General features: G+C 57.2%; 27 protein-coding genes. 23 read left to right on the top strand and 4 right to left on the bottom strand.

Annotated features, from left to right (window positions below; genetic code table 11):
• Nucleotides 1-9: 9 nt before the first annotated feature.
• From flgG to HYPDE_RS15225, 14 genes are all read left to right on the top strand, one after another.
• On the top strand, nucleotides 10-798 hold the full coding sequence (flgG, locus tag HYPDE_RS15290; protein ID WP_015599421.1) for a flagellar basal-body rod protein FlgG: 789 nt from the start codon (nucleotides 10-12) through the stop codon (nucleotides 796-798).
• Entirely contained in the window at nucleotides 795-1,256 is a 462-nt protein-coding gene (flgA, locus tag HYPDE_RS15285) for a flagellar basal body P-ring formation chaperone FlgA (RefSeq protein ID WP_015599420.1), read from the top strand. The genes flgG and flgA overlap by 4 nt, the downstream gene beginning before the upstream one ends.
• Nucleotides 1,253-2,356, top strand: a complete 1,104-nt coding sequence (locus tag HYPDE_RS15280; protein ID WP_015599419.1) for a flagellar basal body P-ring protein FlgI — start codon at nucleotides 1,253-1,255, stop codon at nucleotides 2,354-2,356. Before flgA ends, HYPDE_RS15280 begins: the two co-directional genes overlap by 4 nt.
• Nucleotides 2,353-2,961: a MotE family protein gene (locus HYPDE_RS15275; RefSeq protein WP_015599418.1), complete on the top strand. Its 609-nt coding sequence runs from the start codon at nucleotides 2,353-2,355 to the stop codon at nucleotides 2,959-2,961. Before HYPDE_RS15280 ends, HYPDE_RS15275 begins: the two co-directional genes overlap by 4 nt.
• Entirely contained in the window at nucleotides 2,945-3,685 is a 741-nt protein-coding gene (gene flgH, locus HYPDE_RS15270; RefSeq protein WP_015599417.1) for a flagellar basal body L-ring protein FlgH, read from the top strand. Before HYPDE_RS15275 ends, flgH begins: the two co-directional genes overlap by 17 nt.
• Before the next feature lie 14 nt (nucleotides 3,686-3,699).
• Nucleotides 3,700-4,212: a flagellar basal body-associated FliL family protein gene (locus HYPDE_RS15265; RefSeq protein ID WP_015599416.1), complete on the top strand. Its 513-nt coding sequence runs from the start codon at nucleotides 3,700-3,702 to the stop codon at nucleotides 4,210-4,212.
• Nucleotides 4,209-4,952: a flagellar type III secretion system pore protein FliP gene (gene fliP, locus HYPDE_RS15260; protein WP_015599415.1), complete on the top strand. Its 744-nt coding sequence runs from the start codon at nucleotides 4,209-4,211 to the stop codon at nucleotides 4,950-4,952. Before HYPDE_RS15265 ends, fliP begins: the two co-directional genes overlap by 4 nt.
• Before the next feature lie 220 nt (nucleotides 4,953-5,172).
• Nucleotides 5,173-6,126 (top strand): flagellin, encoded by a 954-nt coding sequence (locus tag HYPDE_RS15255; RefSeq protein WP_015599414.1) that lies wholly within the window; start codon nucleotides 5,173-5,175, stop codon nucleotides 6,124-6,126.
• Nucleotides 6,127-6,306: 180 nt separating this feature from the next.
• Nucleotides 6,307-7,986, top strand: a complete 1,680-nt coding sequence (gene fliF, locus HYPDE_RS15250) for a flagellar basal-body MS-ring/collar protein FliF (protein WP_015599413.1) — start codon at nucleotides 6,307-6,309, stop codon at nucleotides 7,984-7,986.
• A gap of 29 nt (nucleotides 7,987-8,015) precedes the next feature.
• Entirely contained in the window at nucleotides 8,016-8,573 is a 558-nt protein-coding gene (locus tag HYPDE_RS15245) for a hypothetical protein (RefSeq protein ID WP_244437696.1), read from the top strand.
• The gene (locus HYPDE_RS15240) at nucleotides 8,570-9,877 is read left to right on the top strand and encodes a MotB family protein (RefSeq protein ID WP_015599411.1); all 1,308 of its coding nucleotides are present in this window, start codon (nucleotides 8,570-8,572) and stop codon (nucleotides 9,875-9,877) included. The genes HYPDE_RS15245 and HYPDE_RS15240 overlap by 4 nt, the downstream gene beginning before the upstream one ends.
• A complete protein-coding gene (locus HYPDE_RS15235; protein ID WP_015599410.1) occupies nucleotides 9,874-11,166 on the top strand; it encodes a hypothetical protein in 1,293 nt (430 codons plus the stop codon). Before HYPDE_RS15240 ends, HYPDE_RS15235 begins: the two co-directional genes overlap by 4 nt.
• Nucleotides 11,163-12,677, top strand: a complete 1,515-nt coding sequence (locus HYPDE_RS15230; RefSeq protein WP_015599409.1) for a flagellar hook-length control protein FliK — start codon at nucleotides 11,163-11,165, stop codon at nucleotides 12,675-12,677. The genes HYPDE_RS15235 and HYPDE_RS15230 overlap by 4 nt, the downstream gene beginning before the upstream one ends.
• 11 nt (nucleotides 12,678-12,688) lie before the next feature.
• Nucleotides 12,689-13,042: a hypothetical protein gene (locus HYPDE_RS15225; RefSeq protein ID WP_015599408.1), complete on the top strand. Its 354-nt coding sequence runs from the start codon at nucleotides 12,689-12,691 to the stop codon at nucleotides 13,040-13,042.
• 312 nt (nucleotides 13,043-13,354) lie between these two features.
• On the opposite strand, the gene HYPDE_RS15220 is transcribed toward HYPDE_RS15225, so the two are convergent.
• Both HYPDE_RS15220 and HYPDE_RS15215 read right to left on the bottom strand, forming a co-directional pair.
• The gene (locus HYPDE_RS15220; RefSeq protein WP_015599405.1) at nucleotides 13,355-13,798 is read right to left on the bottom strand and encodes a J domain-containing protein; all 444 of its coding nucleotides are present in this window, start codon (nucleotides 13,796-13,798) and stop codon (nucleotides 13,355-13,357) included.
• An 83-nt stretch (nucleotides 13,799-13,881) separates the two neighbouring features.
• Nucleotides 13,882-14,298, bottom strand: coding sequence for a PilZ domain-containing protein (locus HYPDE_RS15215; RefSeq protein WP_015599404.1), 417 nt, complete (start codon nucleotides 14,296-14,298; stop codon nucleotides 13,882-13,884).
• A 364-nt stretch (nucleotides 14,299-14,662) separates the two neighbouring features.
• On the opposite strand from HYPDE_RS15215, the gene HYPDE_RS15210 reads away from it, so the two are divergent.
• From HYPDE_RS15210 to HYPDE_RS15170, 9 genes are all read left to right on the top strand, one after another.
• Nucleotides 14,663-15,493 carry a response regulator transcription factor gene (locus HYPDE_RS15210; protein WP_015599403.1) on the top strand — a complete coding sequence of 277 codons (831 nt, stop codon included), beginning with the start codon at nucleotides 14,663-14,665 and terminating at the stop codon, nucleotides 15,491-15,493.
• Nucleotides 15,438-16,697 carry a flagellar hook protein FlgE gene (locus HYPDE_RS15205; protein ID WP_041320553.1) on the top strand — a complete coding sequence of 420 codons (1,260 nt, stop codon included), beginning with the start codon at nucleotides 15,438-15,440 and terminating at the stop codon, nucleotides 16,695-16,697. Before HYPDE_RS15210 ends, HYPDE_RS15205 begins: the two co-directional genes overlap by 56 nt.
• A 28-nt stretch (nucleotides 16,698-16,725) precedes the next feature.
• Entirely contained in the window at nucleotides 16,726-18,195 is a 1,470-nt protein-coding gene (gene flgK, locus HYPDE_RS15200; protein WP_015599401.1) for a flagellar hook-associated protein FlgK, read from the top strand.
• Nucleotides 18,196-18,199: 4 nt separating this feature from the next.
• On the top strand, nucleotides 18,200-19,255 hold the full coding sequence (locus HYPDE_RS15195) for a flagellar hook-associated family protein (protein ID WP_015599400.1): 1,056 nt from the start codon (nucleotides 18,200-18,202) through the stop codon (nucleotides 19,253-19,255).
• Nucleotides 19,256-19,295: 40 nt separating this feature from the next.
• Nucleotides 19,296-19,640, top strand: coding sequence for a flagellar biosynthesis regulator FlaF (gene flaF, locus HYPDE_RS15190; protein WP_015599399.1), 345 nt, complete (start codon nucleotides 19,296-19,298; stop codon nucleotides 19,638-19,640).
• 5 nt (nucleotides 19,641-19,645) lie between these two features.
• Entirely contained in the window at nucleotides 19,646-20,062 is a 417-nt protein-coding gene (gene flbT / locus HYPDE_RS15185) for a flagellar biosynthesis repressor FlbT (protein ID WP_051112092.1), read from the top strand.
• Nucleotides 20,059-20,469 (top strand): flagellar hook assembly protein FlgD, encoded by a 411-nt coding sequence (gene flgD / locus HYPDE_RS15180; RefSeq protein WP_015599397.1) that lies wholly within the window; start codon nucleotides 20,059-20,061, stop codon nucleotides 20,467-20,469. The genes flbT and flgD overlap by 4 nt, the downstream gene beginning before the upstream one ends.
• Nucleotides 20,466-20,735 carry a flagellar biosynthetic protein FliQ gene (locus tag HYPDE_RS15175; RefSeq protein ID WP_015599396.1) on the top strand — a complete coding sequence of 90 codons (270 nt, stop codon included), beginning with the start codon at nucleotides 20,466-20,468 and terminating at the stop codon, nucleotides 20,733-20,735. Before flgD ends, HYPDE_RS15175 begins: the two co-directional genes overlap by 4 nt.
• Nucleotides 20,736-21,148: 413 nt before the next feature.
• The gene (locus HYPDE_RS15170) at nucleotides 21,149-22,165 is read left to right on the top strand and encodes a GGDEF domain-containing protein (RefSeq protein ID WP_244437693.1); all 1,017 of its coding nucleotides are present in this window, start codon (nucleotides 21,149-21,151) and stop codon (nucleotides 22,163-22,165) included.
• Nucleotides 22,166-22,220: 55 nt separating this feature from the next.
• Here HYPDE_RS15170 and HYPDE_RS15165 read toward each other — a convergent pair whose 3' ends face one another.
• Both HYPDE_RS15165 and HYPDE_RS15160 read right to left on the bottom strand, forming a co-directional pair.
• Nucleotides 22,221-22,856 (bottom strand): PilZ domain-containing protein, encoded by a 636-nt coding sequence (locus tag HYPDE_RS15165; RefSeq protein WP_244437691.1) that lies wholly within the window; start codon nucleotides 22,854-22,856, stop codon nucleotides 22,221-22,223.
• A 286-nt stretch (nucleotides 22,857-23,142) separates the two neighbouring features.
• Nucleotides 23,143-25,257 (bottom strand): putative bifunctional diguanylate cyclase/phosphodiesterase, encoded by a 2,115-nt coding sequence (locus tag HYPDE_RS15160; RefSeq protein ID WP_015599393.1) that lies wholly within the window; start codon nucleotides 25,255-25,257, stop codon nucleotides 23,143-23,145.
• Between the last annotated feature and the right edge of the window lie 66 nt (nucleotides 25,258-25,323).

Below are 25,323 nucleotides of genomic sequence, written 5' to 3'. Positions count from 1 at the left end.
TCGTAATCGATGAGAGCGCTTTCAATTGCCGCGACGGGCATGTCGGCACAGCAGACCAACGTCGAAGTGATCGCCAATAACGTCGCCAACATCAACACGACGGGCTTCAAGCGCGCTCGCGCCGAATTCACTGACCTTCTTTATCAGACCGATCGCGCTGCCGGCACCCTGGCGCGCGACGATGACACCATGATTCCGGAAGGCAATCAGCTTGGCCTTGGCGTTCGCACCGTCGCCATTCGCCACCTCTCCATGCAGGGCGCCTTGTCTCCGACCAGCAACAAGCTCGACCTGGCGCTCGACGGCAACGGCTACTTTCAAGTTCAGGGCGAAAACAATGAGATTCTTTATACCCGCGACGGCGCCTTCAACAAGGATGCGAACGGCCAGCTCGTCACGCTCGATGGCAATCTCGTCATTCCGAACATTATTATTCCGCAGACTGCGACCGACGTTCAGATCAACTCCGCCGGGCAGGTCTATGCGATCATCGGCGCGACGGGGCAGCAGCAGCTTCTGGGGCAGCTGACGCTCGCAAATTTTTCGAACGAGACGGGTCTTGATGCGCTCGGCGGCAACCTTTTCCGCGAAACGCAAGCGTCAGGCCAAGCCAACATAGGCAACCCCGGCGATCCGGGCTACGCAAAGATCCATCAGGGTTATCTCGAAAGCTCCAACGTCGATCCGGTGAAAGAGATCACCGAGCTGATCGCGGCGCAGCGTGCCTATGAAATGAATTCAAAGGTCATCAGCGCTGCCGACGACATGTTCAGCACCATCACGAAGAACATGCCATGATGAAGCCTATCGGACTTAGCATGCTCATTCTTCTCTGCTTAGGCAGTGTCGCCTATGCCGACGATGGCGTGCGCACGGTCTTTGTGCCGCGCAACGTCATATATCCCGGCGACATGATCACGGCCGACGTGCTCGTCGAACGAAAAATCCGGGTCAACTCCGAAAATTCTGCCGTCTTTGGCGAAAATCCGAAAGACCTCGTCGGCAAGGTGGCGCGTCGAACTTTGATGCGAAACGAATACGTGCCGCGCTCGGCTGTTCGCGAGCAGGATGTCGTGCTGCAGGGCCGGCCCTACAAGGTCATTTACAATTCGGAATCGCTGTCGATCGTCGGTGAAGGCATTCCGCAACAGGCCGGTGCGGTCGGCGAAACGATTTCCGTGCGTAATCCGGCGAGCGGCGTCCTGTTCAAGGCGCGTGTCCAGCCGGATCAAACGCTGGCGGTCGATGTGCAATGAAGATCTGCGTCGCATTGCTGCTTTTTGTTCTCGGTGCGGGCTCCGCCTGCGCTGCGACGCGCATCAAGGACATAACCGACGTCAAAGGCATTCGCGTCAACCAGCTTGTCGGTTACGGCCTTGTCGTCGGATTGAATGGAACAGGCGACACGCTCCGCAACTCGCCGTTCACCCAGCAGTCCGTCCAGGCGATGCTCGATCGCATGGGCGTCAACATCCGCGGCTCTCAGTATGAGCCACGCACGCGCAACGTCGCTGCCGTCATGGTCACGGCTGAGCTCCCGCCCTTCGCGACCAAGGGCTCGCGCTTTGACGTCACCGTATCGTCGATGGGCGACGCAAAATCGCTTGCCGGCGGTTCTCTGATTCTGACGTCGCTGTCGGGAGCCGATCAGGTGATCTATGCCGCGGCGCAGGGCCAGATCACCATCTCCGGCTATCTCGCGAAAGGCGCCGCCGAAAGCATTACGTCGGGCATTCCCACGCGCGGACGCATCCCGAATGGCGCGATCGTAGAGCAGAACGCTCCAGGTATGTCTGTCGAGGGTATGCCGCTCGTGCTGGAGTTGCGCAATCCTGATTTTACGACCGCCGTCCGCATCCAGGATGCAATCAATGCCTATGCGCGCCAGCGGTACGGCATGAAGGTCGCGACGGCCGAAGACTTTCAGAGCATCTCGCTCAACCGCCCGCGAGGTCTTTCGACGACGCGCCTTTTCGCGGAAATCGGCGAAATTACCGTCGATCCCGATCAGACGGCGCGCGTCGTCATCGACGAAAGAACGGGAACGATCGTCATCGGAAGCGAAGTGCGCATTTCGACCGTGGCCGTCGCGCACGGGAATATCACCGTGCGCGTGAAGGAGCAGCCCAAGGTCTCGCAACCGTTGCCGTTCTCGCGTGGTGAAACGGTGACCGTTCCCGATACCGAGGTAGATGTCCACGAGGCCGGCGGCAACGTCGAAACTGTACGCGGTGCAAGTCTTCGCGAGCTCGTTTCGGCGCTCAACCGCATGGGGCTGAAGCCCATCGGCATCATAGCCATTCTGCAGGCAATGAAGTCCGCTGGCGCGCTGCAAGCTGAGCTGGTGGTGCAATGACGACCGAGTCCGCGCAGGGACAAGCCCGGCCGTCGCGAGCTTCGCGATATGGCTGCTCCGCGTGCATCATTGCCGTCACGATTCTGTTCTCCGTTCCGGCTATCGCTGCAGACGACGCCAAAGCCGACAAGGAAAGACGGGCCGCCGATTCGCTGCCTCTGCCGCCGGTCACGCCCCAGCAGTTGAGCCCCGCTGAGCAATACTGCTCAAGCATCGTCGATGCGGCGGCCGCAGCGCAGATTGCGCAGCAGACGAGCAATCTCGAGAAGGCCCGCAAGGAGCTTGCCGAACGCGTTGCAATTCTCGATGCAAAAACGGCAGAGCTGAAAAGCTGGGTCAAGAAGCGGGAAGACTTCACGGCGCACGCAACGGACTCGCTCGTGGAGATCTACAGCAAGATGAAGCCAGACGCGGCGGCGAGCCAGCTCACGGCGATGGACGAACTCACCGCAGCTGCAATCACGTCGAAGCTTTCCCCGAAGGCCAGCAGCCTCGTGTTGGCAGAGATGGACGCAACGAAAGCCTCGCGCCTGACCGCAATTATTGCGGGCGCCGGTGAGGTCGCGACGAAGCTGGAGTCGATGGCCAATGCGCAGCATCAATAGGCCGAGACCGATCCCGCTCGCTGCAGCATGCCTGGCGCTTTTGCTGCCGGCCTGCGCAATGGATCAATTGAAAGAGGTCGGGCGCGAGCCCGTCATGTCTCCGGTCGGAAGCGGCCTGCTGCCTGATCGCCTGCCGCACGTCCAGCTTCCGGTCACGAAAGCCGCTTATACCTCGGGCAACTCGACGTGGCGCGATTCCGGAGCCGACCTCTTCCGTGACGCGCGCGCTTTCAAGATCGGAGACGTTGTCACCGTCAAGGTGCAGATCAAGGATCAAGCATCGCTCGACAACACGCTCAATCGTTCTCGCGATTCAAGCGTCGGACTTACATCGGCGTTGGATTTCGATTTCGGCTTCGGCGGGGCAGGTTCATCGGGTTCGGGAAAATTGGACGGCAACCTCGATCGCACGACATCGACGGATTCAAAGGGCGGCATAACCCGGTCCGAAAACATCAATTTGCTCATCGCGGCGGTCGTCAGCGAGGTGCTGCCCAACGGCAATCTGGTGATCAGCGGTACGCAGGAGGTGCGCGTCAATTTCGAGGTCCGCGTGTTGAGCGTCGCCGGCGTCATTCGGCCTCGCGATATTTCGACGGACAACCAGATTTCCTACGACAAGATTGCGGAAGCGCGCGTTTCCTACGGCGGCCGGGGCCGCGTGATGGAGGTTCAGCAGCCGGCCTATGGCCAACAGATTCTCGACATCGTGTCACCGTTCTAGGATCGAGGTGGGGCATGGCGCAGGCGCTCATAACAAGCAACGGAAATGCTCCGGCCGCCGGCCCGAGCACTGCGGATCTCGTAAAATCCATGCTGCTGGCGGTTGTGCTTGGCATCGGCGGAGGCGGCGTTTTTGGATATTTCGCTATTCCGGTCGGCACCCCACCTGCTCCCGTCGGAGAAGCAAAACCTGCAAGCGCCGCACCTCAAACGCCGATATCGGGACGCTTTCCAAGTGATGCCCTGGAGATTGCCATCCCGTCCATCATCGTCGACTTGAGCGGCGAGCCAAAGTCGCGGGTCCGATTGGATATATCGATTGTCGCCGTACACGGCACATCCGAATCCGGCTTGCTCAAGGACGAAGTCCGCGAAGATATCATCGCCTACCTCAAGGGTTTGACGGTTGCGGACATTCAGGGGGTAAGGGGCCTCCAGAACCTGCGCGAGCAACTGGAGGACCGAGCCAAAATTCGTGGCCGCGGGGCAATTCTCGGATTGCTGATCGGCGGGTTCGTGATCGAATGACCGCGCGACCGTTCCTGCTCTCGCTCGCCATATTGGTCCTGACGCCGACGGTCGCCTTCGCCCAGACGATCGACCTCAATATGCTCTTTCCCGCAGGCGATGCTTCGGTATCCGGCAGAATCGTTCAGCTTCTGGTCGTGATGACCGTCCTGTCGGTCGCTCCCGGCCTGTTGATGATGGTCACATCGTTTGCGCGGTTCGTCATCGCCCTGTCTTTCCTCCGGTCGGGCCTTGGTCTGCAGACGACGCCGAGCAATTTGATTCTTGTCAGTCTTGCATTGTTTATGACGATGTTCGTCATGGCGCCGACCTTTCAGGCGGCTTGGGACAATGGCATCAAGCCGATGGTCGAGAATAAAATCAGCCAGCAGGATGGCTATACGCGCACGACCGAGCCGTTTCGTATCTTTATGAAGGCGAATGTACGTGAGAAGGACATCGCGATCTTTCAGGACATGTCGGCCGAGCGGTTCGGTGAGCAAAAGAAAGCCGCGCCCGACGACCTTCGTGTCCTCATTCCCGCGTTCATGGTCTCGGAGCTTCGGCGCGGTTTCGAAATCGGCTTCCTGGTGACGCTGCCGTTCCTCGTCATCGATCTTGTAGTGGCAACGATTATGACTGCGATGGGCATGATGATGATGCCGCCTACCGTAGTGTCTCTACCACTTAAAATATTGTTCTTTGTTCTCGTCGACGGCTGGAGCTTGCTCGTCGGCGCGCTCGTCAAATCTTTCAGTTAGCGCAGAAGAGATATTTCGGCGCCCATCTCGCACCCGGCGGTTAGGAATACTTTTAGAGACCCGCCCCGGTAGTAACCATTAAGAAATAACTCTCCGGTAATTGATTGGCCATGACAGAGTGGCGAGTTGAGCCACAGGCATGAAGCCGATCTGCCAAGCCGGCAAACCCGGTATGTCCCAGTAACGCGCATATTAAGTGCCGAGTAGAAGGACAAGGGACATGGGCATGAATAGTATTAATACGAATATTGCGGCGATGACGGCGCTGCAGTCGCTTCAGCAGACGTCAAAGGACATGCTGACGACCCAGAGCCGTATTTCGACGGGCTTGAGGGTCGCCTCGGCTTCGGATAACGCCGCTTATTGGTCGATCGCGACGTCGATGCGCTCCGACAATGCAGCGCTCTCGACGGTCCAGGACGCACTCGGTCTTGGCAAGGGCACTGTGAACGTTGCTTACACGGCGATGAACAGCAGCATCGACCTCGTCTCGCAGATGAAGCAGAAGCTGGCCGCAGCTCTCGGACCGGGCGTCGACCGCAGCAAGATTCAGTCGGACATCACCGAACTCCAGAACCAGCTTAAGGGCGTTGCCGATTCGGCGAGCTTCTCGGGCGAGAACTGGCTCTCGGTCGATTCGTCTGCAACGGGCTACAACGCCACGAAGTCGATCGTCTCCTCGTTCACGCGCAGCTCGGACGGCTCGGTTTCGATCGGCTACATTACGGTCGATACCTCGCAGGCCGTTCTGTTCGATGCCAACACGTCGGCATCGGCCGGCGGCATCCTCGACTCGCAGCGTGATTCGACCGGCGCCGTCGTCTCGACGGGCGGCACGTCGATCATGGGCATCGACATTAGCAACCTGACTGACAGCGCCGCCGACCAGGCTACGCTCTCTGGCTATGTCCAGTCGGTTCAGAAGGCGCTCGACGCGATGACGACTGCGGCCACCGGGCTTGGCGCGAACCAGACCCGCATCAACCTGCAGAGCGACTTCGTTTCGACGTTGATGGATTCGATCACAACGGGCGTTTCTCAGCTCGTCGACGCGGACATGAACCAAGAATCGACCAAACTTCAGGCATTACAGGTTAAGCAGCAGCTCGGCGTCCAGGCGCTCAGCATTGCCAACCAGTCGAGCCAGAACATCCTGTCGCTGTTCCGCGGCTAATGAATAAGACTCGGCGCCGGCTGGCGCCGAGCTGATTTTCTGTCCCTTTCCATCGAGACGGGTCGGCGGTCTGCGCCTTGGTTGCCTTTGCAGCCGAGACACAGGCCGGACGGCCCGTCACCTTTACACAAGGTTCGCTCTCTACCGTCGGCTTGGAACCATGCCGGTAGGGTCCGAACGATGGATTGGCGTCAATTCCAGAATCTTTACAGCAGTCTCAAGGGCCTGGGACGGCAGCGCTTGATGGCGCTCGGAGCCGCGGGCTTTCTGGTCTTTGCGCTGATATCGATCGGCAGCTATTTCGCCTCGCGCTCGAGCTTCGAGACGCTTTACGTCGGCTTGACCCCCCCTGACGTCAGCAGCATGGGCCGCGAACTGGCGCAAGCCGGCATTCCGTTCGAGGCAAGTTCGGACGGAACGAAGCTCGGTGTGCCGATCGGGCAAGCCGAGCAGGCCCGGGCCCTGCTCGCCGAAAAAGGTCTGCCTGGAAGCCCGAACGCCGGATACGAACTCTTCGACAAGCTCGGAGCGCTGGGTCTGACCTCGTTCATGCAGGAGGTCACGCGCGTCAGGGCGCTTGAGGGCGAACTCTCGCGTACAATCCAATACCTGAAGGGAATTCGGGCTGCCCGCGTGCACATCTTCCTTCCGGATCAGAACGCCTTGCGGACAAGCAAGCAGACGCCGACAGCTTCTGTGGTTATTAAAACCGACGTCGCAGGTGACGCGACGGCGGCACCGGCCATCAAGCACCTTATCGCCGCGGCCATTCCGGATATGAAACCAGACGAGGTCCAAGTCATCGGCACGGACGGAACTCTGTTGGGCGGCAACGGCGGCCCATCCGGCGATGTGCCGGTGCAAATGCTCGATCTTGAGCGCACGATCTCGAAGCAGGTTCAGGACAGCGTACGCCGCGCCCTGTCGCCTTATCTCGGCATCGATAATTTCGAAGTGAGCGCGATCGCACGCCTCAACATCGACAAGCATCAGACGACAGAGACGAAATACGATCCGGAATCCAAGGTCGAGCGGTCGACACGCATCGTCAAAGAAGCGCAAAGCTCAACCGACGGTTCCGGAAAAACCGACGTCAGCGTCGACCAGAACATTCCTAATGAGGCGCCTACGAATTCAAAGGAGCAGAGCAAGCGGGCGCAGGATCGAAAAGAAGAAACGACGAATTACGAAATCAGTTCGAAATCGGCCTCGACCACCAGTGAAGGCTACAAGGTCGACAATATTTCGCTCGCCGTAGTCGTCAACAAGAAGCGCCTTTCTGAAATCATCGGCAAAGACGCGAAAAGCGAAGACATCGACAAGCAGGTTGCCGAAATCGAGAAGGTGGCGCTTTCTGCCGCCGGTCTCGATACCAAGCGCGGTGATCGCATCAGCGTTGCGGCGGTCGAATTCGCTCAATCTCCCATTGGCGAGAGCGCCGCTTCGAGCGTCGACTGGACCGCGATGTTGATGGCGCTCGCCGGAACAGGAATAAAATCGCTCACCATCCTTCTCGTCGCTGCCATCGTCGTACTCGCGGGATTCAAGCCCGTGATGCGTTCATTGCTGGCTGGCGGTTCGGCTGCAGCCATCGAAGGAGGTGGCCCGATCGCGGCACTCTCAGGACCGGATGCGAGTGGAGTTGCTGCGCCCCTAGATATGCCGGAAATGGCTTCGCCGCTCCTTGAACCCGGCGCCAATCCATTCGATGCCGACTTCGGCTCGTCGGGCTTTGCCGGGGACGGCTTATCATTCGGCCGCTCGCTGGCCTTCGGCCCCGTCGAAAAGCTCGGCGCGATCATCGACCGTGACGAAGAGCAGGCAACGGCCATCATGAAGCATTGGGTCAAGAACGGATGACGGCCAGGGTGCACAGTCCGGCATTTCCGATGCTTTCAGACTTCGGTTGTCCGGAAACCGGCGAAGAGAAGCCTGACCGGGAGACGGAGCTCAAATCTGCGTTCGAGGATGGCTATCAGCAAGGCCTCTCCGACGGTCACGCCGAAGCCCAAGCCGATGCAGAAGTGAGACTCGCAGAAGCGGAAACGCTGTTTCTCGAACGGCTCAACCTGGAACGCAACGCATTCCGGCAAGAGTGCGCCGACGTGCTTGCCGCGCGATTGGATGGCGCAGTGAAGCTGATTGAGCGCGCAATCGGAGAGCGCGTCGCAACTCTCCTTCGTCCGTGGCTTGTCGAGAAGTTGCGGGAACGCGCCATGCAAGACTTGGAAGGGGCCATTACCCGAGCGCTCGTCGAAGGTGCCAAAGTCCACATCGAGGCCCCGGCCGAAGTCTTGGAGCATCTGCGCGGACGTCTGGCGAACGAGGCGTTTCAAATCGGTTATTCTGAAGCTACGTCGCCGGACATTCGTGCTCATATCGAGGATACGGCGATCGAGGCAAACATTGCCGCGTGGATCTCGGAACTTGAGGCGGCGGCGACATGAGCAACGGTCAGGAAGATGTTTCATCGCAACCACTGGTCATCGTGCGGCGCCGTCGCAATACCGATGAAGAGCATCATGGCGGTGTCTGGAAGATCGCCTACGCGGACTTCATGACGGCCATGATGGCATTCTTTCTCGTCATGTGGCTCATCAATGCCGCGGACAAGAAGACCATTGTCCAGGTGGCAGCCTACTTTAATCCGATGCGATTGACGGATCGTTTTGCTGCGCCCAAGGGTCTGGAAGACTTGAACGAAATAGACAACAAGCAGAGCGATGAAAAAAGCAAGAAAGGCCTGAACAAGCAGCTTGCCCTGAAGCAGAAGCTCAATGCGCCGAAGGCAACAAAAGATAGCATCGGCGAGGCAATGGACGAGGAGGCGCAAAAGACGAGCGCTTCCGCCGGCGGCAAGCGTGTGGAGGCGCAAAAGGAAGAGGCACTCTTCGACAATCCAGGCCAGCTTCTGGATAAGCTTGCGGACGAAGCCAAAGCTAGTCAGGCGATGACGGCGGCGAGCCCGTCGGATGGTAACATCAGCGATCCCTTTGATCGCATCAATCGACGGACCGGAAAATCGCAGGTCATCGAAAAGCCCGCCACGCAGCCCCAGCCGGCCGCACCGGCAGCTCCAGCAGAGGTATCAAAGGTGGTTACGCCGCCACCCAGCGTGGCGGGTAAGGACGCAACGCAGACTGCCCGTTCGCTCGAAGGCAAGGACCAGAAGCAAGCTGCTCGCTCGCTCGAAGGAAAGGACACGGAACAAGCTGGCCCGGCTGCTGAGGCCAAGAACCAAGCCGCAACCGCACCAAAGCCGTTAGACAATGCGGACAACGCGAACAACGAGGCAAAAGCCAAAAAGCTGCAGGAGGACATCAGCAGCGCTTTGTCCAAGGTTTCCCATGCGGCGCCCGAAATCGAGGTAAAAGCGACATCCGAAGGGTTGCTTGTTAGCCTGCTCGATGACGCGGACTTCGGCATGTTCGAGGTCGGCTCGGCAAAGCCACGTCCTGAGCTGGTGCTCGCGATGGGCAAGGTAGGCGACGTTCTCAAAGCTCAGCCCGGTAACATCGTGATACGGGGCCATACCGACAGCCGTGCGTATAAGCACGGCAACTATGACAACTGGCGCCTGTCCGCCGCTCGGGCGCAAATGGCTTACTACATGCTCGTCCGCGGTGGCATTTCGGAAACGCGCTTCGTAGCCATAGAAGGTCGCGCCGATAGGGATCCGAAGGTTCCGTCCGATACCGAAGCACCTCAAAATCGGCGGATCGACATCCTCATCAAAGAGGCCAAGAAATGAAGCGTTTGGCATTGATCGCTGGCGCTGCGGTCGTGCTGCTTTCCGGCATAGGAGCGGGCGCTTATTTCTATCTGAAGCCAAGCCTCGTTTCTCGTGTCGCAATGCCAGCTCCGCGTCCAAACCGAAAAATGGAAGCGGCGATAGGTGATCCGAACGTCAAGATTGAAAAGAGCGCCGAACTTAGCCGATTGGTCGAACGGTTGGGAACCGTGCAGGATCGTGTTGTGCATGGCGATCATGGTGCGCTCGCAGATCAAGGCCGGCTCTTGTCGGAAATCTCCGGGGTCCTACGGCATTTCGAAAAGCGGGATTGGGATAGCTACGCCAACGTTCGCGGCGCGTTCGTTTACGTGCTCAGCGGAGGAGACTACGGGGTATTGAAACCGCTGGCCGAAGACGATTCGCGCTATGAGGCGGACCGGATGCTGGCGCAGGGCATCATGCAATATGCGCAAGGAAAGATGAATGCGGCCCGTAAACTTTTGGCCGACGTCGATCCAAGATCCCTCGACGTAAGTCTGGTCGGACCTTTCGCATTGGCGCGAGCGTCATTTTATATCGGCCACGACGATGCAAAGGCTATTGCACTGCTCGATGAAGCACGTCTTGCTTGCCCCCATACCGCCATCGAGGAGGCGGCAGCGCGTCGCGAAATTCCTGTTCTGATCGGCAGTGGCGACAAGACCCGCGCCATGCTGCTGATGGCCGACTATCTCCGGCGCTTTGGAAGATCCATATATGCCTGGAAGCTCTTTCGCGATTTTTCGGCCGCCGTCGCGAAGCGCGAGGAACTCGATAGTGGCGACGTAGTCGATAAACTAACGACTGCAACATCAACGGCGGATAAGCAGTCAAGAATAGATCTATTCCTTGCGATGGCCGCTGTGGCGCTGCCGCCGGGCCGGATCGTTCTTGCAAGAGCAGCGGCGAGAGAAGCTTTATCGTTAAAGCCGGACTCTGCGGAGGATGTCGACAGGGCTACACTTTACGAAGCTGCTGCCAATGCGCCGACCACGCGTGCGGCCGAGGCGCTGACTGCCCTGCATCAAATCGCGGTCGATCGCCTTTCCGACAGCGATATCGAGATACATGAGGTTGCGGGATACATCGCACACACCGTCACGTCAGATAAAATTGCTGCTGACGATGAAGCCCCCAAACTAAGTGAGCGAAAGGGCGTCGAAAGTTCACCGTCGCCCCATGAATTGGCCCTCGTCTCAAGCGCAGTCGAAAGCGCCGATGCGGCGATCAAAGAGGCCGATATGGTCATGTCGGGGATCGTGAAATGACGGAAGCAGCTTCTCGCGCCGCCCAAAGCCAAAGCATCATCGATACGCTTTCAAAGTCGGCGTCGGCGAAATCCAATGCGCAAGCGCACCGTGCTGGTTCGAAGCCGATCCAAAAACAGCAAGATACCGACGGCTCAAATGATCGCGTCCGCGACCGTTCCATCGATAAAGCCGAACGCCGCGATAATCATTCTGCCTTCAAGTCGATCGATACGACCGCCAAAGCTTCGGAAAAATCACATCGCGGAAACGAAAAAGACGACGACTCGGAAAAGTCGTTTGAGGCCACTATCGATACGCTCGGCAGCCAAACGCCGCCCGGCAATGCGCCGGCGTCAGTTCCGGCGACGCCGCCAGCGGGTTGGGGCGCGGAGATCGCACTCCGAACAGCGCAGGATCAGGCGTCGAATGATGACAGCAAGAGCACTCCGACGAACCTCAAGACCGCGGCCCTCCCCGGCCATCTGCTCAGGCAAGCCAGTGTCGTGGCCTTGTTGGATGCCAAGCAGCGGCTTCTGGCGGCGCAAGACTCGACGGCGCAAGTGAGCGATTCGACGAGCGAAGAAACTATGGCGACCCCTGTTATGGTTCATGCTCGCGAAGCGCACTGGGTTTTTGACGATGCCAACGCCGCATCGAGCACACGGGTTTTCGAAACCCTGACGAGCAAGGGGAGCAAGGAAAATCCGTTGGCGGCGTTGACCGGGGCTACCACGAGCAGAGGCGAGGACGGTGTGAGCAAAGCATCCGCCGATATGATGACGCCACGAGCGGTAGGTCAGGCGCCCGCAAACAACGCGGCGACACAGCAAAACTTCAGCGGTGCACAGGACGGCAGGCCCGGCTCTCGTGAGCAGTCCGGCACAACTGACGTGAGCACGCGCCGGATTGTGGACACCGCCGTTGCGGCACCCGCCGAGCATATATCGCAGGATAGCCCGGAAATCTCGGGGATGTCGGCAGCAACGCAGCAGGTCCGGAGTGGCGTGCTCACGGCTCTTGCTGACGATAGCAGCAACGCCCAGGTTTCTAACCCCTCACAAATGACGGACCGCCCTCCGGTTACTGGGCAGGTATTGAGAACGATCGATTTGACGCTTTCGCCATCTGATCTCGGAACGGTAAGATTGAAGCTCAGCCTCAAGTCCAGCGCCCTCGATATCGACGCCGAGGCATCGAAAGCCTCGACCGCCAAACTGCTCGACGATGACCGTAAGGGGTTGGAGCAAAGCCTGCGGGATGCGGGCTATGACGTGAAGAGCTTGAAGATCGCCGACATTTCGGCCGGGTCCAATTCGACCTTGAACAACTCGCTGAACAACAGCGGCTCTTCGTTCCAGGATGGAAGTCAGGCGCGCGCAAACTTCGCCGGGCGGCAGGATGAGAGCATGCCGCGGCGCGAGGGTGGAATGCCGGATCAGTCACAGCAACGCCAGCGCGACAACAATCAAAAGACGTCGCCGGCTCCAGACGTTGCGAGCGGCCGGCAGGCCAATGCGATCTATATTTAGGATCCGTTGATATGACGCAGCAGGAATTGCCCGGAACCGGATTGCGAGGCCCGTTTGATCTGGTCGCCGACACGATCGAGGAAGAACTCGTCGAGAATTGCCCCGGCGCCTATGCCCTGGGCTTTATCGATAATTTCGGTCGCTTCTCAATTACCTTTGTCGGCAGCGCTGGCGAGGACCTGAAATCGATACTCAAGGATCGAATTGGTACGGCATCGCAGTTCAAGTTCCGCCACTTCGCTCAGCCGCAGCAAGCTTTCGAAAAAGAGTGCGAGATGTTCCACCAGTTCATGCCGGTTGGAAACTTTCTGCACCCGGGCCGGCCAACGGGGACGGACTGGACCTGCCCACGATGCCGGAGATAGGTCTCGGCCCTTCAATTAGGCTGATGAGGTCGGCAAGCGCCTGATGATAACCCGAATGCCAGTACGCGCATTCCTTCGTGCCGCGATCGAGATGGAGATGCTCGCGCAACTGGGTTGACCAGACGCTGTCGAGACGTTCGCCAAGGCCCGTCATGCGCGCGCGAAGGATTTGCAAGTCGACGCAACTCTCACTCATCATCGTCCCCGTGCTTTCGGTCGGCCTTTCCGGCCACGCTGGGGAGATTACCCGATATTCGTCGCAACATCGCGAACGGCGCACCTTGCATTTTAACAAAGTCTAGCTACCGGTTGTTAACCGGCGGAGCGGCGCAGTTTGGCGAGATGCCGGTCCATAAGGTCATTTGCGATCATCATGCGCTGTGTCGCGGCATCTCTAAGGTCGGCGGGCACGCGGTCGGGATGATTGCGCAACGCAAATTCTCTCCGGAGCATGGCGATTTCAGCTTCCGTCGCCTCTGAGTGCAGCCCGAGTTCGCTGAGAATTTTGTGTGGATCGAGCGAGACGCCGTGCCCGCCGTCGCTTTCGTCGCCATAGGCAATCCTCCGCGTGTCCCGATTAGAGCCCTCTTGCATCGGTAAAGCGCGAGCCTGCGCCGCGACACCCCATGCGGCTTCGAGACTGCTTATGGAAAACCGGTGTGACGGCCGCGGCGCTTCACCCGTATCATCGGCGCCTTTGAAGAACTCTGTAAGAAGCGTCTCAAAATTCGATGGCAGCGGCGTGCGAATGCGCATGATACGTCAAAGAGGCTGACCTTGGTCTCGCCATCGTAGTAGCACGCCCGCCTTGCGGAGCGCTTACGTCGCTCGGCTATGCGCTAGGGACGTCGCGTCGACTTCTGCAGCGTGACGGCTTTCCCGAAGAACGCGCTGCCGAGATTCTCGAAGTCGAGACGATCGTCGACATTCATGACCAAGCTGCGGAACTCAACGCCGATGTGTTCGTCTCTGATCCAGGACACATGCCCTTCGACGGCCGTCCCGTCGAACAATGTCAAGACAACCCGCTCGTCTATGTTAGGAACTGCTCCGTCAAGAATGCGGATTTTGGCGCCGGTTTCGGACAAGTCGACGAGATCGCAAATCATATTCGCATTGCGAAACCGCATGGCGGCATGTTGGCGTGCGGAATAACGGAAATCATTACGTCGCTCGGTTCCGCGCAAATTTGGCGCCGTGACAATGTCTCGGCCAAGCGCGTCTCGGCGTAATTTACGCGTTCTCGTCTGTTTCATCACGCTCGACTTTTGTGATGCGCCGTAAGGCTAATAGCCCAACCGGGCACAATATAAAGATCAATATGGGCCCATATTGAAGCGCAATTGCTCTACGATATCGCTAGTTAAATCGATCGAATTGAGAGAATTGAATTTAAAATTTGGAAAGCAAGCTTGGGTCACTTGGCGGCGCGGCAGACTTGCGGGTTGCCCGCACATTAAACAAAGCTCCTACAACTTTAGCTTCTCGGCGGTAAAGTCGCGGCATTGATTTGGTGTGTTATTTACGACCCATACAATTACGAAATAATTGTTAATAAACCACATGAATCACTGTATCTCCTTGGAAAGAGGGGCATTGAAATCACGGCGGGGATAATAGATGTTTGTTGTTCTGGACGACCGGTCCACGGTCGCGGGAGGCTGCGTCGCGTGCTTTGAGCGCGAGGGAATCGCCGCGGTAGCGGTCGATCCAGTCGAATTCCCTGAATGGTTTGAATCAGTTAACGATTCGGACCTCTCCGTCATCGAAGGATTCCTAATTGGATCGGTCGAAAATCGACGGCAAATATCATCTCGCATCCGTTCGCGATGTCGCGCCCCCCTCATCGGGCTGATTGAAGCAAGGGCCCTTAGCGAGACGCTCGATCTTTTTTCGCTTGGTTTCGACGATGTGCTCGCCAAGCCGTTTCATGTTCGCGAAATCCTAGCGCGCAGCGGAGCAATCCGGCGGCGGATGAAAATGGCCGAGCAATGCGTCGATATCGCCGGCATCAGAATCTTTTTCGACGGTCGCGACCCGCTGGTGAACGGCGAGGTTCTGCCGTTGCCGCGGCGAGAGCGCAGGATCCTCGAATGCCTCGTTCTTAGCCGCAATACGCGCGTGACGAAGACGCAGATCTTCAATCGCGTCTACGGCATCTTCAACGATGAAATTCACGAGAACGTAATCGAAAGTCATATCAGCCGCCTGCGCAAGCGCCTGAAGCAGCGGCTCGGACACGATCCGATCGATTCCCAGCGGTTCCTCGGCTACCGCCTCAAGGAATTTTCCGGAGAGGAGCAATTGCCCTCACCGGAGGAGACTGCAAACAGTCTCACGCAAGGCCCGAATGCTTCTCTTGAGCAAAGCATCATTCCCGAGCAGGAGAGTGCCGATGGGCCTTTACGGATTAATGACTACCAGCATCTCAGGCATGGCTGTCCAGTCTGACCGTATGGGAACCGTCGCGGACAATATTGCGAACGTCAATACGACTGGTTACAAGGAAGCCTCTGCCGAATTCGCGACCCTCGTCGCAGAAGGTCACGTTGCATCTTACGTCCCCGGTTCGGTCTCGACCATTGCCCGCCGTGCCATTACTCATCAGGGCGACCTGACCTACACGACATCGCCGACGGACCTGGCTGTCAGTGGCAACGGGTTCTTCATGGTTCAGAGCCCGTCAGGGACCCCCTATCTGACGCGAGCCGGCAGTTTCGTGTCAACGAACGGGTACCTCGTCAACGCAGCCGGATTTACGCTGCTCGGATATGATCTTCTTAGCGGTGGAAGCTCTTCGGTCATCAACAGTGCCGCCGGTCTCGTGCCGGTCGGAACTGCAAACCTTGGATTGAAAGCAACGCCGTCAACCAGCGGCAATTTCCAGGTCAATCTTCCGTCCGATGCGGCCGTATCGACCAGTCTCCCATCCTTGAATGCCGCCGGCGCCGACTATGTCGGCCCGACATCGATCGTAACGTACGACAATCTCGGTCACCAGGTCACGATCGACATCTATTCGGCGAAGACGGCCGACAATCAGTGGGAAGTCACCGTCTACGACCATGCGGGTGCGGCGTCCGGAGGTGGCAGCAGCTTCCCCTATGCCGCCGGTTCGTTGCTGACGACCGAGAATCTGACGTTCGACGGAACGAACGGCAAATTGATCTCGCCGTCTCCTCCGACTCTTTCTGTGAGTATTCCAAACGGCGCGACGCTCAACCTGAATATGGGAAATACGACGCAGCTCGCGACTGCATACACACCCGTAGATGCTAGCGTGAATGGCAATGGCCCATCCGCTGTAGATCGACTCGAGATCAGTGATGAAGGCATCGTCACCGCTGTCTATGCCGACGGCTCGCGTGTTGACGCATTCAAAATCCCGCTCGCAACCGTCGCAAGCCCAGACAACTTGACGGCAATTTCCGGCAATGTGTTCGCAACGAACAAGGACTCCGGCGATCTCCAGCTCGGAACCGCAAATTCTGGATCGCTCGGAAAGATCGTTTCCGGAGCTCTTGAAAAATCGAGCGTCGATCTCGCCTCCGAGTTGACGACGATGGTCGAAGCTCAACGCAGTTACACGGCAAACTCGAAGGTGTTTCAGACGGGTACAGAGCTCTTGGACGTGCTCGTCAATCTCGTCCGGTAGCCGGGAGTTCTAGGGGAAGGTCCCGCAAATGTCGTTGACGCTGAGTACCGACACCGCGCGCTCGAGTCTCCAGGCAACGTCCGAGCAAATCTCGGTGGTGTCGCGGAATATTGCGCGCATCCACGACCCCGACGCGACGCGCAAAACGGCAACAATCGTCACAGGTCCGGGCGTCGGCGTAAGCATCCCCCAGATCGACCGAACGTCGAACCAGCTCCTTTTCAACGCCTACCTGACGGCCAATTCGGCCAATCAGGCGCAGGCGTCGATTACGTCTGCGCTCGACCAGATCCAAAGTACCGTCGATGATACCGATCAGGAGCGCTCGCCAGCGGCATTGATGGCGAAGCTCAGTGCTGCGCTTCAAACGTATTCCGGCGATCCGCAAAACCCCGCGGTCGCCGCGAGCGTCGTTTCCGCCGCGAAGGATGTGTCGAACGCGCTTAATTCCGCGTCCAACACGGTCACACAGGTGCGCCAGCAGGCCGATACTGACATCGCGACATCGGTCGCCAACATCAACGATTTGCTCTCCCAGTTTCAGAATCTGAACAATCAGGTCATCCGGGGAACGAGCAATGGCAGCGATATAACCGACGTTCTCGACGCGCGTGACGCGGTTCTGAAGCAACTTTCGACCGAGGTCGGAATCCGAACTGTTACACGCGACAATGGCGACGTGGCGATCTACACCGACAGCGGTGTGACGCTGTTCGACAAGGTGCCACGGTCCGTAACGTTCCAGCAGACTTCGAACCTCGCTGCAGGAATGCCCGGCGCGGCAGTCTATGCAGATGGCGTTCCGATCGCGGGAACATCGCACATTATGGAGATCCAGTCCGGCAAGCTAGCCGGACTCGTGTCGGTACGCGACGACATCGCCGTGACGTATCAAAGCCAGCTCGACGAGATGGCGAGAGGCTTGATCGATGCGTTCGCCGAAACAGATCAGTCGGCGACGCCGACGCTGCCTGCAGCCGCAGGTCTCTTTACGTACTCCAGCGGTCCGACTCTTCCGCCCTCTGGCACTGCCGTAGCCGGCCTGGCAAGCTCGATCAAAATCAATCCAAACGTGGACCCTGGCCAAGGCGGCAATGCCGAGCTGATCCGCGATGGCGGCATCTCTGGCGCCGCCTACAAATACAACACCGCAAACGCACCGGCCTACACGGAGCGCCTTCAGGCGCTGATTGCAAACCTTGGTTCTGGGCAAACGTTCGATCCTTCGACTCAGCTCCCTTCCTCGTCTTCGGTGATCGATTACGCGAAAAACTCCGTCTCCTGGCTCGAGGCGCTGCGTCAATCCGCGAGCGCAGAAGCTGATTACAGAAGCACAGTTGCCCACCGTGCGACCTCATCGCTTTCGCAAGCGACCGGCGTCAACCTCGACGAGGAAATGACGAACCTTCTCGATCTGGAAAGAACCTTCCAAGCGTCGTCGCGGCTGATCAACACCGTCAACGAAATGCTTTCAACTCTCATCCAGTCATTCAGCTAAGCAGATGCTCACACCGACATTCATATCGACGGCATCTTTATCGAGCGAGACAAAAGCCTCGATCGCCAGAATTCAGCAGCGCCTCGTCGATGCCCAGACGGAGCTTGCGACGGGTCGCCATGCGGACGTCGGTTTGACACTCGGCGCCCAAACCGGAGTTGCCGTCTCGTTGCGGCAGGATATCGCTCAAATCCAGTCGATAAAGGATACGAACTCGATTGTGTTGACCCGCATGCAAGGGTCGCAGGCCGCGCTCAATACCCTCGCGACGACGAGTCAAACGTTCTTGAACGCTCTGACGCCGGCCCAGTCGACGGGCACAATGCCTGATACGATCCTCCAACAGGCGCAAGCCGCGATGCAGTCGTTTCAGGACCAGCTCAATTCATCGCTGAATGGCCAATATCTCTTTGCCGGCATCAATTCCGACGTTAAACCGCTCGACGACTTTTTCGGAGATCCGCCGCCTGCGAGCACGCAGGCCGTAAATGCCGCATTCGTGGCGAAGTTCGGAATGAGCCCGGACGATCCGAACGTATCGTCGATCTCGGCATCCGACATGCAGGATTTCCTCAATAACGAGTTCGCCGATCTATTCTCCGATACAAACTGGTCGGCGAATTGGTCGGAAGCATCCGATAAACCCGTAAACAGCAGAATTTCGCGAACGGAAACGGCAAATACATCCGTCACGGCGAATGACGCGGCCTTTCGGCAGTTGGCCCAGGCATTCACGATGGTCGCGGGCCTTGGATTTCAGAATCTCGACAGCGCCACACAGAAAGTCGTCATGCAACAGGCGACGCAGCTCGTCAGCAACGGCATCGGAGGATTGACGAAAGTTCAGTCATTCCTCGGCGTGACCCAGCAGCGCGTGTCCGACGCAAACGATCAGATCGATACGCAGATCGATTTTCTTAACAGGTCGATCGACGGACTTGAATCGGTGGATACCGCTGAGGTGACGACCCAGATCTCGGATCTCTCTACTGCGCTCGAAGCCGCCTACAGCGTTACAAATCGACTAAGCAACCTGAGCATCATGGACTTCCTCTCATGATAAACCCGGTGCGTGTAGCACCGAATGACCGGACTGAGACATGTATAAGTTTTCATATGAAGAGACGTTGAGTGAATCAGGCAGCCGAAAGCGCGAGAACGAGCGTCTCGCGATCGAGCAGTCCGTCTCGATGCTCAAGTCGGCCGAAAAGGCCGGTGCGAATTCGCGCGAGGCCATAGATGCAATCTGCTTTCTCAATCGACTGTGGAGCTTTCTACTCGAGGACCTCGTAAAGCCCGAGAACGCGCTTCCCGACGATATCAGAGCAAATTTGATATCGATAGGCATCTGGATGCTGAAAGAGGCGGAAGCCATCAGCAGCGGAAGGTCGAAGAATTTCGCCGGGTTGATCGATGTTTCGAACGTCATCGCGGAAGGTCTGTGATGGGGATGGGCGGCGGATTGAAAATCACCCTGCGAGCCGGTGAGCGCATTTTCGTCAACGGTGGTGTGCTCAAGGTCGACCGCAAAGTCAGTATCGAGCTGATGAATGATGTAATCTTTCTCCTTGAGCAGCACGTGATGAAGCCCGAGGAAACAACGACGCCACTGCGCCAGCTCTATTTCATGGTGCAGATGATGCTGATGGACCCGGCGCTGCATATGAAAGCGCGTACGATGGCAAAGGAATCCGTCGCGAATCTTCTCGCAAGCGTTAGCGACGGCAGGATTCTGCAGGGTTTAATGGAAGTTAGCGGTCTGCTCGACACGGATCGTCCATTCGAGGCTTTGAAGAAAGTAAGAATGCTCCTTCCATTGGAAGCTTCAAGTGCGAAGACGCACGAACCGAGCAAGGAGGTCGCATGACCACGATTCCCGCGACGAGCAACACGTCCGGCACGCAAAGCACGACTTCGAATAATTCGACCGACAGCTCGACACTGAACTATGACGATTTCCTGCAACTCATGGTGGCCCAACTCCGGAATCAGGACCCATTGAATCCGACGGACTCCACCGAATACATGTCGCAGATCGCCCAATTCTCAAGCGTTGAGCAGGGCATTAACACGAATTCCAAACTCGACCAGCTTCTCGTTAATTCGAATATTTCGCAGGCGAGCACGATGGTTGGTCTTACGTTGACGTCAGCGGACGGCTCGACGTCTGGCATCGTCACGTCGGTGCGCATTGATTCCTCCGGGTCAACGGCAATTCTTAATAACGGCAAGGAAATTCCAATCACTCAAGGCGTCACATTGGGGTATCAATGACAGAGGGTGATGCGCTCGGAATTGTTCAACAGGCGATCTGGTTGACGATCATCCTCGCTGGTCCGGTTATCGCGTCTGCGATGATCATCGGCGTTGGCGTCGCTTTTTTTCAGGCGTTGACGCAGGTGCAGGAAATGACGTTGACCTTTGTGCCGAAGATCATCGCGGGGTTTCTTATTATCTTGATGACCGGAAGTTATAGTGGAAGCTTGCTCAAAGTATTCACTGAGCAGTTATACATTCGAATTGCTACTGGCTTTAGGTAAAGGAACGACATTTTCAATTGCGGCAAATATGCCGTCCGCATCGTAGGTAAAATTATCGAGCGGAGGCAGGATACTCGCAGAACAATACTCTACAAAAAGGCAGTTGCGAATAGCGACGACTCATGCTCGGGATGATCAGTCAAGCGTAAACTTACAAGTATCATTCTCCACTCGGCCAGCAGCGTCGAGTTTCCAGCGCAATCCCCATATCCTGTTAATTAGCCGATGATGACAATGGAAAAATTGAAGGCGAACGATTACGGCGTATACTGATATCGCAAAAAAGTACCGGGTTTCTATCCGAGCAGGAGCCAATGGGCACGATAACCTCGAGGCAACTCCCGTTTTCCGCCGTGATCATGCTTACCAGCGTTGTTGCGGTTTGTTCCGCTTATTTTTTCTGGGCACTGTGGATGCGGACGGACTTCGGCCTTACGTTTTGGGCGACCTGGTCGGATGTGAGCTGGCAAGTTGCGGAAGTCGACTCCCGAGGCCGCATCATCCGCCTGGGGTCACATCCAATGGCGATTGCGGTGTTGGCCGGAATAGTTTCGGTTTGCTTCGTCGCATTCCTGATCGGAGCGTGGCAGTTTTTCACCGGCAATGAAATTCGACGCAAGAAGGAAAACGACGCGATCTCAAGTCGTATAGAAAAAGTCGGTCAGGAACTCGATGACGAAGTTTTGATGCTGTTGGGCTTGTTGAAGAAGCACATTGATTTCAGCAGTCTGCACTCCGAAGCCCTGGCGAAGGTCAATAAGACCCTCCCATCGTTGACGACGGCAGGCCAGATCAGAGCCGTCGTGCAGCGGCTCATCAATGAGAATTCCAGAATTCGTAGCGAAGTTGGCGTTCTAAATGCGCGCCTGCAGCAATCGCAGTCGCAGATCGAGAAGCTCAGATTGAGCCTGAGCGAGAGCCAGAATCTCGGTATGCTTGATGCGGTAACGCACTTGAAAAACCGTCATTGGCTCGAAGCAAATTTACCGCGAGAGGTAAAGGCGGCCTCGGAGCTCAACGAGTCTCTTTGTTTAATTATGGCCGATGTAGATCATTTCAAAAAGATCAACGATACCTTTGGTCATACCGTTGGCGACGAAATTCTAAGGCGTTTCGGCGAACTCCTGTCAAAGAACATCAAGGGTCGCGACACAGCGGTGCGTTACGGCGGCGAGGAGTTCGTTGTCGTGCTGCCTCAAACTCAAATTGAGGGCGCGGATAACCTTGGAGAACAGATCCGTAGTGAGCTGCAACGCAAGAAGTGGATGCACCATAAGACCGGAAAGCAGATTGGAATGGTCACGGCATCTTTCGGCATAGCCCAGCTTAAGTCCGGAGACAGCCCGGAGTCGTTTATCGAGCGTGCCGACGCGAAGCTCTACGAGGCGAAGGCAGCGGGTCGCAATTGCGTCAAATCGGACAGCGATTAGAAAATAAATTGTCGTGCGGAAGAAATTCGGACGCCCTAATCCGCTTATTGTGGCTTCAGTCAGAGATTAAAAGATCATCGTCAGGCAACGGACTATTGAAGCGCACGCCGGCTTTGCCATCCTTGAACCAAACGATCAACCCCGGCAATTTACGCCCGCTTCGTAAAACGACGACAACGGCATCTTTCAGCCGAAAATCGCCATCGCAATCGACGCTCAAATCATTTTTCGAGAGGTCACGCGCGAAGGCAGCGGACGCGCTTCCCTGCGAGAAGATCTTGCAATGCTGGAGCAGCATATATCTCGGCATTTTCCGCCGCTGCGGAAGGAGAGGCAAAGCCACCTCCCCATATTGATTGACACAAGTCCGTAATCCGGCCATCGCTTCCTTCAGAAATTTGCTGAGGACCAGCGCGTTTCCCGTGTATGTTCCGTTGAGCCGCCAGCGTGTCTCGGGCTCGAGTTCCAACACGGCGTCTCGGCAGTCTTCTGCAAGCTTCCGCCATACGGCCGTGATTTGTTCGAGCTTGGCGAGCGGAATTTTCGGAGCGGCAAAAATCCCCGCGCTGTTAATCAGCGGAAGTGCGAGCTTCTTGGCATCGGCAAGGTTAAAATAGATTCGTGCAACCGCAGCCGCGAGGTCGCGCGGCAAACCGATATCCTGCCATGACCGCAATGCAACTTTTACCACAGGTGACTCAACAGGAACCAAGTTACTGCACGCCCTCAGCATCCAGCTTCGCCGCGAAGCGAGGCTTGCATTCATGCAGGATGCGATGGCGCCGATTTGCAATGCTGTCCAATGAAACTCGCAAACAAGAGCTTCGAATCGTGCGCACCCGTCGATAGGATCGCTCGGCGACACCAATGCTCGCCGCGGTTTGGCAGGCTCGGAAAATCTTAAAAGCGTCCCCAGCATAGCCGCGTACCCCCTGGATATCTGCCGTTCCCACGTCCCTTATGCCCGGCTGCCGGCCTCAAAGCGGACTTGCAAATAGCTCTCGAATTTTTGCAGATGGAACTGCAGGTGAGAACAAGAAGCCCTGTGCTTCGACGCATCCCTCCGCTCGTAGCAAGTCCAATTGCTGTTTGGATTCGACACCTTCCGCGACGCTCGTCATTCCGAGGTTATAGCCAAGCTGGATAATGGAGCGACGAAGCGTTGCCGACCGCTTTTGATTTGCGATATTGGATACAAACGAACGGTCGATTTTGATTTTGTCGAAGGGGAAGCTCTGAAGGTAGCTCAGAGATGAAAACCCCGTTCCAAAATCGTCGATCGCAAAGCGCACGCCAAGCTTCTTCAATCGATCGAGCGTCGCCGCTGCAATGTCCCGGTTCTTCATCAGGAGCGTCTCCGTGATTTCAAGGACCAGCTGCGACAGAGGCAATCCTTTGGAAACCGCCAAAACCTTGTCGACGAGGCTCGGACCGCTGAATTGAGCTGCCGAGATGTTGACCGCAATCCACACGTCATCGGGCCATCGGCTGGCTTCTGCACAGGCCGTCTTTAAGACCCAATCACCAATTTGCCCTATAATGCCGCATTCTTCCGCGATCGGAATGAATTCCGATGCCGGAACGAGCCCTCGCTCAGGATGCCGCCAGCGGATCAGAGCTTCGCAACCGACGATCTTAAGCGTCTTCGTATTGACGATTGGCTGATAGTGAAGCTCGAACGCATTGCTAGCAAGTGCCTCGCGCATCTCCATTTCCATTCGAAGCCGTTGCCGAAGGCGTTCGTGCATGGAAGGCTCAAAGAACCCGTAAGTGCCGCGAGCCAGCGACTTCGTTCGCCGGAGAGCGGCATCCGCGTTCCGTATCAGTTCCACTGCATGGGTTCCATCGGTTGGTGCTACCGCGACGCCGACACTGGTGCCGATTGTAATATCCCTGCCATCTAAACCGATCGATTCGGACAGCATGGATATAATGCGCTTGGCCATGGCTTCGACGTCGTTGATGGATTTGGGAGCAGCTTGAATGACGGCAAAGTCATCACCGCCTAACCGGGCTGCGGTATCGCTGTCGCCGAGAAGCCGGCTTAGCCGTTGTGCCGTGCGCTTAAGCAACTCATCGCCGGCGAGATCGCCCAAGCTCTCATTGACCAATTTCAGATTATCGAGATTGAGGCAATGCAATGCCAAGAGCTCTTGGCCACGCCCGGCGATGCTGGATCGCATGCGATCCAGGAACAGTGAACGGTTCGGCAGCCCCGTCAACGCGTCGTGGTGAACAAGCCGTCCAATAGTTTCCTGATCCAGCTTGCGACCGGTGATATCTAACTGTGTAGTGACAAAGCCGCCGTGAGCCAGAGGTATGTATCGGGTTTCGAGATAGGTCCCGTTAGGACGCCGGCGCTCGATGGTTTGGGGTATGGCGCGGCTCGCAATATCGAGCTGCTTGCGAACGTGCTCCTCAGCATCGCCAGGGCCGTACTCGCCGCGATTCGCCTCGACGCGATAAAGATCTTCGGCCGTCGGCTGACCGTTGGCAAACAGCTCGTCGGGATAGTGCATCAGCTCTCTCTGCCGACGATTGCAAAGAACAACGTTGTGATCCTTGTCGAACGCCGTGATGCCGCCCGGGAAGCTTTCGACGATGGTTTGAAGAATAGATGCGCGCTCCTCCGACTCGGCTCGGAGCGCAACAACCTCCGTTATGTCGCGCTGAACAGACAGAAATCCTTTAAGGCCATTTCGGCTGTTGAGGGGGACGATCAGAGCATCGACCCAGTAGGCTCGACCGCTTTTGCCTCTGTTCCTAACCTGCGCACGCCACGTCTTCCCGCCTGCAAGCGTGCGGTAAGCCTCCGCCCAAAACGTCTTTGGATGATGCGACGAATTCAATATCGCATGCGTGCGGCCTATGAGTTCGTCCCGCGAATATCCGCTTAGCCGGATGAATTCGTCGTTGACGTGCAGAATCCGCCCACCCGGATCCGTTATAGAAACAATACCGAATTGATCGAGGGCAGACGCGAATCCCCGTTTTCCCCACGACGTGTCGGCAAAGCTTACGCTATGAGACTTGCGCCGGCCCAGGCGAGAAACTGAAGCGCTGGATACTAATCTGTCGAGATTGAATGCCATGACGCCACATGCCGACTAAGGGTGTGCCCTACCAGATCGCACCACCAGCGATGATATGGACCGAAC

The organism is Hyphomicrobium denitrificans 1NES1 (assembly GCF_000230975.2).
GTDB lineage: Bacteria > Pseudomonadota > Alphaproteobacteria > Rhizobiales > Hyphomicrobiaceae > Hyphomicrobium_B > Hyphomicrobium_B denitrificans_A.
The sequence above is the reverse complement of the archived record's forward strand: the minus strand, read 5'-3'. Positions and strand labels throughout refer to the sequence as shown.

What these genes read in the sequence shown, in the direction of transcription:
- fliP (WP_015599415.1), top strand. Translation starts at nt 4,209, where the DNA reads ATGACCGCGCGACCGTTCCTGCTCTCGCTCGCCATATTGGTCCTGACG.
- HYPDE_RS15170 (WP_244437693.1), top strand. Translation starts at nt 21,149, where the DNA reads ATGCGGACGGACTTCGGCCTTACGTTTTGGGCGACCTGGTCGGATGTG.
- HYPDE_RS15230 (WP_015599409.1), top strand. Translation starts at nt 11,163, where the DNA reads ATGACGGAAGCAGCTTCTCGCGCCGCCCAAAGCCAAAGCATCATCGAT.
- HYPDE_RS15175 (WP_015599396.1), top strand. Translation starts at nt 20,466, where the DNA reads ATGACAGAGGGTGATGCGCTCGGAATTGTTCAACAGGCGATCTGGTTG.
- HYPDE_RS15275 (WP_015599418.1), top strand. Translation starts at nt 2,353, where the DNA reads ATGACGACCGAGTCCGCGCAGGGACAAGCCCGGCCGTCGCGAGCTTCG.
- HYPDE_RS15265 (WP_015599416.1), top strand. Translation starts at nt 3,700, where the DNA reads ATGGCGCAGGCGCTCATAACAAGCAACGGAAATGCTCCGGCCGCCGGC.
- HYPDE_RS15215 (WP_015599404.1), bottom strand. Translation starts at nt 14,298, where the DNA reads ATGAAACAGACGAGAACGCGTAAATTACGCCGAGACGCGCTTGGCCGA.
- HYPDE_RS15160 (WP_015599393.1), bottom strand. Translation starts at nt 25,257, where the DNA reads ATGGCATTCAATCTCGACAGATTAGTATCCAGCGCTTCAGTTTCTCGC.
- fliF (WP_015599413.1), top strand. Translation starts at nt 6,307, where the DNA reads ATGGATTGGCGTCAATTCCAGAATCTTTACAGCAGTCTCAAGGGCCTG.
- flgH (WP_015599417.1), top strand. Translation starts at nt 2,945, where the DNA reads ATGCGCAGCATCAATAGGCCGAGACCGATCCCGCTCGCTGCAGCATGC.
- HYPDE_RS15220 (WP_015599405.1), bottom strand. Translation starts at nt 13,798, where the DNA reads ATGCGCATTCGCACGCCGCTGCCATCGAATTTTGAGACGCTTCTTACA.
- flgK (WP_015599401.1), top strand. Translation starts at nt 16,726, where the DNA reads ATGTCGTTGACGCTGAGTACCGACACCGCGCGCTCGAGTCTCCAGGCA.
- HYPDE_RS15195 (WP_015599400.1), top strand. Translation starts at nt 18,200, where the DNA reads ATGCTCACACCGACATTCATATCGACGGCATCTTTATCGAGCGAGACA.
- HYPDE_RS15245 (WP_244437696.1), top strand. Translation starts at nt 8,016, where the DNA reads ATGCTTTCAGACTTCGGTTGTCCGGAAACCGGCGAAGAGAAGCCTGAC.
- HYPDE_RS15235 (WP_015599410.1), top strand. Translation starts at nt 9,874, where the DNA reads ATGAAGCGTTTGGCATTGATCGCTGGCGCTGCGGTCGTGCTGCTTTCC.
- flgG (WP_015599421.1), top strand. Translation starts at nt 10, where the DNA reads ATGAGAGCGCTTTCAATTGCCGCGACGGGCATGTCGGCACAGCAGACC.
- HYPDE_RS15240 (WP_015599411.1), top strand. Translation starts at nt 8,570, where the DNA reads ATGAGCAACGGTCAGGAAGATGTTTCATCGCAACCACTGGTCATCGTG.
- HYPDE_RS15255 (WP_015599414.1), top strand. Translation starts at nt 5,173, where the DNA reads ATGGGCATGAATAGTATTAATACGAATATTGCGGCGATGACGGCGCTG.
- HYPDE_RS15280 (WP_015599419.1), top strand. Translation starts at nt 1,253, where the DNA reads ATGAAGATCTGCGTCGCATTGCTGCTTTTTGTTCTCGGTGCGGGCTCC.
- flgD (WP_015599397.1), top strand. Translation starts at nt 20,059, where the DNA reads ATGACCACGATTCCCGCGACGAGCAACACGTCCGGCACGCAAAGCACG.
- flaF (WP_015599399.1), top strand. Translation starts at nt 19,296, where the DNA reads ATGTATAAGTTTTCATATGAAGAGACGTTGAGTGAATCAGGCAGCCGA.
- HYPDE_RS15210 (WP_015599403.1), top strand. Translation starts at nt 14,663, where the DNA reads ATGTTTGTTGTTCTGGACGACCGGTCCACGGTCGCGGGAGGCTGCGTC.
- flgA (WP_015599420.1), top strand. Translation starts at nt 795, where the DNA reads ATGATGAAGCCTATCGGACTTAGCATGCTCATTCTTCTCTGCTTAGGC.
- HYPDE_RS15205 (WP_041320553.1), top strand. Translation starts at nt 15,438, where the DNA reads ATGGGCCTTTACGGATTAATGACTACCAGCATCTCAGGCATGGCTGTC.
- flbT (WP_051112092.1), top strand. Translation starts at nt 19,646, where the DNA reads ATGGGCGGCGGATTGAAAATCACCCTGCGAGCCGGTGAGCGCATTTTC.
- HYPDE_RS15225 (WP_015599408.1), top strand. Translation starts at nt 12,689, where the DNA reads ATGACGCAGCAGGAATTGCCCGGAACCGGATTGCGAGGCCCGTTTGAT.